The organism is Micromonospora sp. NPDC002296 (genome assembly GCF_040296145.1).
In the GTDB taxonomy this organism is placed as follows: Bacteria; Actinomycetota; Actinomycetes; order Mycobacteriales; family Micromonosporaceae; genus Micromonospora.
The window spans coordinates 1-8152 of record NZ_JBEOWQ010000079.1; the positions used below are offsets into that span (position 1 = coordinate 1).

An 8152-nucleotide genomic window follows, 5' to 3' on the forward strand; every position below is an offset into this window, starting at 1 on the left:
GCCGCAGCGCGGCGACCGCCCGGGCGTCGGCGGGGGTGGGGCTGGCCGGGATCTCCACCGGCCGGAACCGGGCGCCCACGCCGGTGAAGTCGAACTGCTCCTCGGTGGCGGCCGGACCGCAGACCAGCACCGGGGTGCCCGCCCCGGCGAGCCCTCGGGCCACGGAACGGACGTGCTGACCGACGCCGCCGGTGCTGGAGGCGAGCAGCAGTGCCACGGTGCCGTTTCGCCGGACGTTCGACGTCGCGTCCATCACCGCGACCACCCCCGGCCCGCCACCGCCGTCGGCCCGCCGCACGTCGTCGCGCTCACCCGGACACCGTCTCCTTTCCGTCGCCCCGTTCCGGGGGGACCACGCCCTCCTGCCGAGGCCCAACGGCGCGCCCGCTTTCCCGGCCCGCCCCGCCCAGCCGGCGGCGCACGGCGGCCAGCAGCGGCCGGACGTCCCGCCGGTCGGTCAGGTACACGACGGCGAGGAACACGCCGCCGACCACGGCTGCGGACAGCATGCCCTGCACGAGTGCCGCCGGTGCCGTCGGGGTGCCGTCGCCGGCCCCGGCCAGCACCCGGGCGACGCCCGCCCCGGCGAGCGCTCCGAGCGCCCCGCCGAGCAGCCCGGCCGCACCGGCGCGGGCCCCGCCGGCCAGCGCGACGTGACCGGCCGTGCGGCGCACCGCGACCAGCAGGAGGGCGCCGAGCAGCAGCATCCCGACCGAGTTGGCCAGGGTCACCGCGAGCACCCGGTCGTCGCGGGGCAGCAGCGCCGCCAGCGGGGCGACGGCCAGCGGCACGGCGAGCCAGCCGACGGTGATCGCGGCGGTGGCGGCCCGGGTGTCGCCCCGGGCGTACAGGGCCCGGGAGAGCACCGCGAACAGCCCGTAGCCGAGCAGGCCCGGGGCGAAGCCGGCGATCCCGGCGGCGACCGGGGCGGGGTCGTCCGGGCGGAAGAACGCGGCGACCGGCGCGGCGGTGCCGGCCAACGCCGCCGCGCCGAGGCAGCTGAACAGGAACACCCCTCGGACGGTCGTGGCGAGGGTGTCCCGGTACCCGGCCTCGTCGCCGGTCGCCGACGCCGCAGCGAGGGTCGGGTACGCGGCGACGGCGAGCGGCACGGCCAGCACCGCCCAGGGCAGCAGGTACATCGTCTGGGCCAGGTTGAACACCTGGAGGGAGCCGGTGGGTCCGCCGGAGGTGCTCCTGATGAGCACCGCGAGGGCGATCTGCTGGGCGGCGACGGTGATCACACCGGCCATCGCCAGCCCGCCCACGCGGGCCCGGGCGTCGGCGCCGAAGACGTACCCGGGGCGCGGCCGCAGGCCCAGCCGGCGCAGCGGAATCAGCAGCGACAGCGACAGCACCACCACCCCGAGGGTGGTGCCGCCGGAGAGCACCAGTTCGCCACCCCGGCTCACCCCGGCGACCGTGGCTCGGCGCCCCTCGGCCGCGCCGAAGGCCAGGTACACCGCGATCACGGTGAGGCTGGACAGCAGCGGGGCGATGACCGGCCAGGCGAAGCGGCGGTGCGCCTGGAGCACCCCGGTGAGCACGATGCCGATGCCGTAGAGCGGCAACTGGGGGGCGAAGACCCGCAGCATCCGGGCGCCGGCGGCCAGCTCCGCCGGGCTGCGCCCGGAGCTGAACGCCTCGACGATCGGCCCGGCCAGCAGCGCGACCGCCACGGCCAGCGGCACCAGCAGCGTCACCGTCCAGGTCAGCAGCGCCCCGGTGGTCGCGGCCACCGTCCGCCGGTCCCCCGCCGCGACCGGGCCGGCCAGCAGCGGTACGACCAGGCTCGCCAACGCCCCACCGGCCACGATCTCAAAGATGATGTTGGGCACGGTGTTGGCGACGACGTACATGTCACCGAGGTCGCCGAAGTCCAGCGTCCAGGTGAACACCAGGGTGCGGCCGAAGCCGGCGAGCCGACTGACCACGGTGAGCACGGCGATCAGCGCGGCCGCTCCGGCCACCCGGCCGGCGCCGGCGAGGGGTGCCGGAGTCTTCACGTCAGTCGGTGCGCCGACCCAGTGCGTCCAGCTCGCGCAGGCCCGGGGTGGCCTGGATGACCTGGGTGAAGCTCACCTTCTCGCTGGCCGCGGTGAGCCCGGCGAGCACGGCGAGCGCGCCGGCCCGGCCGAGCGGCCCGGTGCGGGCCGCAAGAGCCACCCCGAGCAGCGCGCCGAGCGCGTTGGCCCCGCCGTCACCGATCATCACCTGTTCGTCGAGGTCGTCGCTGAGCAGGCCGGCGGCGGCGCCCACCGCACCGGCGGCGATCCCGCCGTGCGGGCCCCGGGCCAGCGGCGCGCCGAGCAGCAGGCCGGACTTCAGCGCCCGCCCCGGCCTCAGGTCGAGCAGGTTGAGCAGGTTGGCGGTGCCGGCGATCACCCCGGCGCCGAGCAGCACGTCGACGGTGCGACCGACCGCGCCGTGGCGCTGCCGGCGGGGATGGGCGGCGACGGTGGGGTCGGCGGCGAGCAGCGCGGCGGCGCCGAGACCGGCCGCGCCCACTCCGACGATCTTGACGAGGCCGGCGGTGACCCGCCCCTCGCGCAGCGCGGCGAGGTGCCCGGCGAAGCCCTTGGCGGCCTTCTGCTCCGGCCGGGCGCCGACCATGTCGTCGTAGACGCCGACCGCGCCCCCGCCCACTCCGGCCACCAGCGCGGCGGCACCTGCGGGCCCGCTGGGCGCGCCGAGCGCCCCGGCCACGGCGGCGCCCGCGGCGACCGCCGGCCCGGCGGCCAGGGTGAGGGTGCGGCCCCGGAAGTTGGTGCGTTCCAGGGCCGGGGCGACCGGCGAGGTGCGCACCTCGCGCAGCGCGTACCGGGCGGCGGCGGCGCCGGCGCCGGCGATCAGCAGGCGGCCCAACAGGCTCACGCAATCACCCCGTTCAGAACGCCGCCGACGTGGCGGGCGGGATCGGACAGCCGGGTACGTCGTTCGCTCACTGGGGCAGTCTAGGCACCAGTGCGGTGGCGTTGTCGCCCACGCCGTACTGGCCGGCCTTCTTCTCGACGACCTGCTGCACCAGCGCCAGGCTGGTGACCAGCTGCCCCTGCGTGGTGTTGGCGTCGTCGACGGTGGAGATGGTCTGCGACAGCACCGGGTCGCCCCGGACCACCGAGACCACGTTCCCGCCCTCCGAGCCGGTGCCGGCCACCACGATCGCGCCGGCCCGGTCGAACTGCTCGGCGACCTTGACCACCGACTCGTCCTTCTTCGCCGAGTCCTTGTCCACGTACGGCTGCCCGCTGACCAGCACCACCGCCTCGGCCGGCCCGGTCACCTTCTCGTCGGTCGTCAGGTAACCGGTGTTGGTGTACGCCGCCAGCACCGCCCTGCGGTCGGCCTCGGTGACGGGGGTGCCGCCGGCCCGGTCCAGCAGGATGCTGGCCAGCAGGGCGCTGGAGGTCTCGACACCGTGGCCGTTGCCGGGCAGGCCGGAGGCGGGGGCGCTGGGCCGGGCGGCGGTGACGGCCAACTCCATCAGGCTGCTGTTGTTGTCCGGGTTGATGAACTTGTCCTGGAGGTCAACCTGGCCCGTGACGGTGGCCCCGGCGGTCCGGAGCATCTTCAGCACGCCCTCGGCGTGCTCCCGCTTGTTGGGCAGGGTGACCACCGCCACCCGGCGGCCGGTGAGCTTGCCCGACAGCACCACCTGGGCGATCTCGGCGGCGAACTGCTCCTCCATCTCCAGTTCCTTCTGCATGTCGTTGACCATCTGGCGCCTCTGCTGGTTGTCCTTGCTCAGCTCGTTCACGCGCTCCTTGAGCGAGTCGGCCACCGGGCCGTTGAGGGCGGCCGTGCCGACCACCAGGCCGATGGCCAACGCCAGAAAGACCGCGGTCAGGGACACCACGTGGTAGCGAAAGTTGATCACGCTTGCAGCCTCTTGATCGGTCGGGAGCTAGAAGAGCTGGCCGAGCTGGAACACGAAATTGTTCCACCATTCGCTGACCACGCCCAGATATGCCTTGCCGACGGTGGAGACCGCCACGGCGGAGGCCATCGCCGCCACCGCCGCGAGCACCAGCAGCAGCAGGGAGGAGCCGGAGATGCTCTGCCGGTAGAGCCGGCTGACGCCCTTGGCGTCCACCAACTTCCCGCCGACCTTGAGCCGGGTGAGGAACGTCGAGGCCATCCCGCCCCGGCCCTTGTCGAGGAACTCGACCAGGGTGGCGTGCGTGCCGACCGCCACCAGCAGCGAGGCGCCCTTCTCGTCGGCCAGCAGCATCGCCAGGTCCTCGCTGGTCGCCGCCGCCGGGAAGGTGATCGCCGGGACGCCCAGCCCGTTGACCCGGGGCAGCCCCGGCGCCCGCCCGTCCGGGTACGCGTGCACGATCACCTCGGCGCCGCAGCGCAGCACGTCATCGGTGACCGAGTCCATGTCCCCGATGATCATGTCGGGGGTGTAGCCCGCCTCGACCAGCGCGTCCGCCCCGCCGTCAACGCCGATCAGCACCGGCTTGAACTCCCGGATGTACGGGCGCAGCACGTCCAGGTCGTCCTTGTAGTCGTAGCCGCGCACCACGATCAGGCAGTGCCGGCCCTGCATCTGGGTCTGGATCTCCGGCACGCCGACGCCGTCGAGGAGCAGGTCGCGTTCCTGCCTGAGGTAGTCCATGGTGTTGGCGGCGAACGCCTCCAACTGCACCGACAACCCCTCCCGGGCGTCGGCCATCGCCTTGGCCACCGTCTCGGCGTCCTGGAGGGCGCCGTGCGCGACCGGCTCGCCGCCGACGTACACGGTGTTGCCCTCGATCCGGACGGTGTCGCCCTCCCGGACCTGCTCGAAGATCCCCTCACCGAGGTCGTCCAGGAGCGGGATGCCTCCGGCGACCAGCACCTCGGGGCCGAGATTCGGGTACCGGCCGGAGACCGACGGTTTGGCGTTGAGCACGGCGGCGACCCCGACGGCGACCAGCGAATCGGCCGCCACCCGGTCCAGGTCGACGTGATCGATGATCGCGATATCGCCCGGACGTAGCCGGCCGACCAGGCGTTTCGTCCGGCGATCGAGGCGCGCGGTGCCGAGGACTGTGTCCGGTTCCGCGCTCCGGTTCCGGCGCAACGTGGGTAGACGCATCGTGACCATCCTGGCATGTGAGGCAGGCATTTCTGTCGCGACATGCCTGGGCAGGGCCGCCTACCCAGGTAAGCACACCGCAGCGCACACTGGTGTGCCTGCGCTCACAATCGGCCGCGGTCAGGGCCGCCTTTCCCGAGCCGCGACGGCCAACAGCTCCTCCGCGTGGGCGATACCCAGATCCGAGTCCGGCAAACCCGCCAGCATCCGGGCCAGCTCACGGGCCCGCGCGGTGTCCTCCACCACCCGCACCCCGCTGGTGGTCACCGCGCCCCCGACGTCCTTCGCCACCACCAGGTGCCGGTCGGCGAACGCGGCCACCTGCGGCAGGTGGGTGACCACCAGCACCTGGTGGCTGCGGGCCAGCCGGGCCAGCCGACGGCCGATCTCCACCGCCGCCTGGCCGCCGACGCCCGCGTCGACCTCGTCGAAGACCAGGGTGGGCGGGCCGCCGGAACCGGCGAAGACCACCTCGATGGCGAGCATCACCCGGGACAGCTCACCGCCGGACGCGCCGCGCTGCAACGGCAGAGACGGTGCGCCCGGATGGGCCAGCAGCCGCAGCTCCACCTCGTCGCCGCCGTCCGGACCCACGCCGACCTCGACGCCGTTGACCGGCAGGCTCGGCTCCGACTTCCCCACCGACCGGGGCAGCACCGCCACCTCGATCCGGGCGTGCGGCATGGCCAGCCCGGCCAGCTCGACGGTGACCTGCTCGGCGAACCGGGTCGCCGCCTCCTGTCGGGATGTCGACACCCGCCCGGCCAGCTCGGCCACCTCGCCGGCCAGCCGGGCCGCCTCCCGGCCCAACTCGTCGAGGAACTCGTCGGAGGTGCCCAGGTCTGAAAGCCGGACGCGGGCCCGCTCCGCCCAGGCGACCACCCCGTCGACGTCGTCGGCGTACTTGCGGGTCAGCCCCCGCAGCGCCGCCCGCCGCTCATAGATGGTCTGCAACCGCGCCGGGTCGGCGTCCAGCGCCGCCAGGTACGCCGACAGCTCGGCGGAAACGTCGGTGACCAGGGTCGCCGCCTCCTCCAGCCGGGCCGCCAGGTCGCCCAGGGCCGCGTCGGTGCCGGCCTGCGCCTCCAGCGTGCGCCGGGCCAGCCCGAGCAGCGCCGTGGCGTCCGGCGTCTCGTCGGTCGACTCGGCGCCGCCTGCCACGCACTGGTGCGCCGTCTGCGCCGCCGTGCGCAGCCCCTCGGCGTGCTCCAGGCGCTGCGCCTCCGCCTTCAGCTCGTTGTCCTCACCCGGCTGCGGATCGACCCGGTCGATCTCGTCCAGCCCCAGCCGGAGCAGGTCGGCCTCCTGGCTGCGGGCCCGCGCGTTGCGCCGCCGGTCGGCCAGGTCCTCGACCACCGTCCGCCACCGGGTGTACGCCTCGCGCAGCGCGTCTGTCAGCTTCTCGTGCTCCGGCCCGGCGAACCGGTCCAGCGCGGCCCGCTGCTCGGCCGGTCGCAACAGGCGCAGCTGGTCGGACTGGCCGTGCACCGCCACCACCTGCTCGCCGACCTCGCCGAGCATCGCCACCGGCATGCTGCGCCCGCCCAGGTGCGCCCGGGAGCGCCCCTCCACGGTGACCGTCCGGCTCAGCAGCAGCGCACCGTCGTCGTCGGGCTCGCCGCCGGCGTCGACGACCCGGGCGTGCACGGCCGCCGCGACCCGGCCGACGAGGCGCAGCCGCCCCTCGACCATCGCACGGCCCGGCTGGGCACGCACCCGGCCGGCGTCGGCCCGGCCACCGAAGAGCAGGCCGAGACCGGTCACCACCATCGTCTTGCCGGCACCGGTCTCGCCGGTGATGACGTTCATCCCACCGGCCAACGGCAGCGTGGTGTCCTCGATGACGCCCAGTCCGGTGATGCGCAGCTCTTCCAGCACAGCACCCGACAGTAGACGCGGTCCCCGACAGTTGACCAGCCGGCGCGGCCGGGACGCGGCACCGACCCGGGCGAACACCCGCCCGGCGCCGCCACCGGCCCACTGTCCAGCCTGCTGGTCACCGTCGGCGGAACGCCGGGGAGACCTCCCTCACCTGCGGTTGCCCCGCCAGCCGTGCACCGGCAGCCCGAACTTCGCCACCAACCGGTCGGTGAACGACCGGGCCCGCAGCCGCACCACACACACCGGCAACGCGCCACGACGCACCGTGACCCGGGCGCCCGGCGGCAGGTCGTACACGCGCCGGCCGTCGCAGCAGAGCACCGCCAGGGTGGTGAACGGGTCCACCGTGATCGAGAACGTCGACGTCGGCGAGGTGACCAGGGGCCGGCTGAACAGCGCGTGCGCGCTGATCGGCACCAGCAGCAGCGCCTCCACCTCCGGCCAGACCACCGGCCCGCCGCCGGAGAACGCGTACGCGGTGGAACCGGTCGGGGTCGCGCACACCACGCCGTCGCAGCCGTACCGCGACAGCGGCCGGCCGTCCACGTCGACGAGGAGCTCCAGCATCTGGGCCCGCTCGCCCTTCTCGACGCTGATCTCGTTGAGCGCCCAGGACTCGATCGTCGGGCCGCCGTCGAACTCCGCGGTCACGTCCAGGGTGAGCCGTTCGTCCACCGTGTAGTTGCGCTCGACCACGTCGCGCACCGCCACGTCGAGGTCGTCGATCTCCGCCTCGGCGAGGAAGCCGACCTTGCCGAGGTTGATGCCGAGCAGCGGCACCTTCGTCGGGCGGGCCAGCTCGGCTGCGCGCAGGAACGTGCCGTCCCCGCCGAGGGCGAAGACGATCTCCGCGCCATGTGCGGCCTCGGGGCCGGTCACCGGCACCACGCCGGGCAGGTCCAGGTCCTCGGCCTCCTCGGCCACCACCCGCACCTCGAAGCCCGCGGCGATCAGGTCGGCCGCGACCGCCCGGGCGTGCTCGGTGCTGCGGCGCCGGCCCGTGTGCGTCACGAGCAGCGCGGTACGACTCACCGGATCCGCCTTCCGTTCGCGACTGCGGGGCTCGCAAGCTCACTCCTCGCGCTCACCCGTGCCGCCTTCCGTTCGCGACTGCGGGGCTCGCAAGCTCACTCCTCGCGCTCACCCGTGCCGCCTTCCGTTCGCGACTGCGGGGCTCGCAAGCTCACT

Annotated in this window: 7 protein-coding genes; all 7 read right to left on the reverse strand. The window is 74.4% G+C overall.

Annotated features, from left to right (window positions below):
- Positions 1–253: glycosyltransferase (locus tag ABT023_RS27970; RefSeq protein ID WP_350889581.1), on the reverse strand; the 253-nt coding region annotated here is incomplete at its 3' end.
- Positions 254–308: 55 nt separating this feature from the next.
- A complete protein-coding gene (gene murJ, locus ABT023_RS27975) occupies positions 309–2006 on the reverse strand; it encodes a murein biosynthesis integral membrane protein MurJ (RefSeq protein ID WP_350889560.1) in 1698 nt (565 codons plus the stop codon).
- Between the two features lies 1 nt (position 2007).
- Positions 2008–2874, reverse strand: coding sequence for a hypothetical protein (locus tag ABT023_RS27980; RefSeq protein ID WP_350889562.1), 867 nt, complete (start codon positions 2872–2874; stop codon positions 2008–2010).
- 67 nt (positions 2875–2941) lie between these two features.
- Positions 2942–3877 carry a copper transporter gene (locus tag ABT023_RS27985; protein ID WP_350889564.1) on the reverse strand — a complete coding sequence of 312 codons (936 nt, stop codon included), beginning with the start codon at positions 3875–3877 and terminating at the stop codon, positions 2942–2944.
- Positions 3878–3904: 27 nt separating this feature from the next.
- Complete coding sequence (gene steA / locus ABT023_RS27990) at positions 3905–5083, reverse strand: putative cytokinetic ring protein SteA (RefSeq protein ID WP_350889566.1); 1179 nt, start codon at positions 5081–5083, stop codon at positions 3905–3907.
- A 120-nt stretch (positions 5084–5203) separates the two neighbouring features.
- A complete protein-coding gene (gene recN, locus ABT023_RS27995) occupies positions 5204–6961 on the reverse strand; it encodes a DNA repair protein RecN (RefSeq protein ID WP_350889568.1) in 1758 nt (585 codons plus the stop codon).
- 150 nt (positions 6962–7111) lie between these two features.
- On the reverse strand, positions 7112–7996 hold the full coding sequence (locus tag ABT023_RS28000; RefSeq protein ID WP_350889569.1) for an NAD kinase: 885 nt from the start codon (positions 7994–7996) through the stop codon (positions 7112–7114).
- Positions 7997–8152 lie beyond the last annotated feature (156 nt).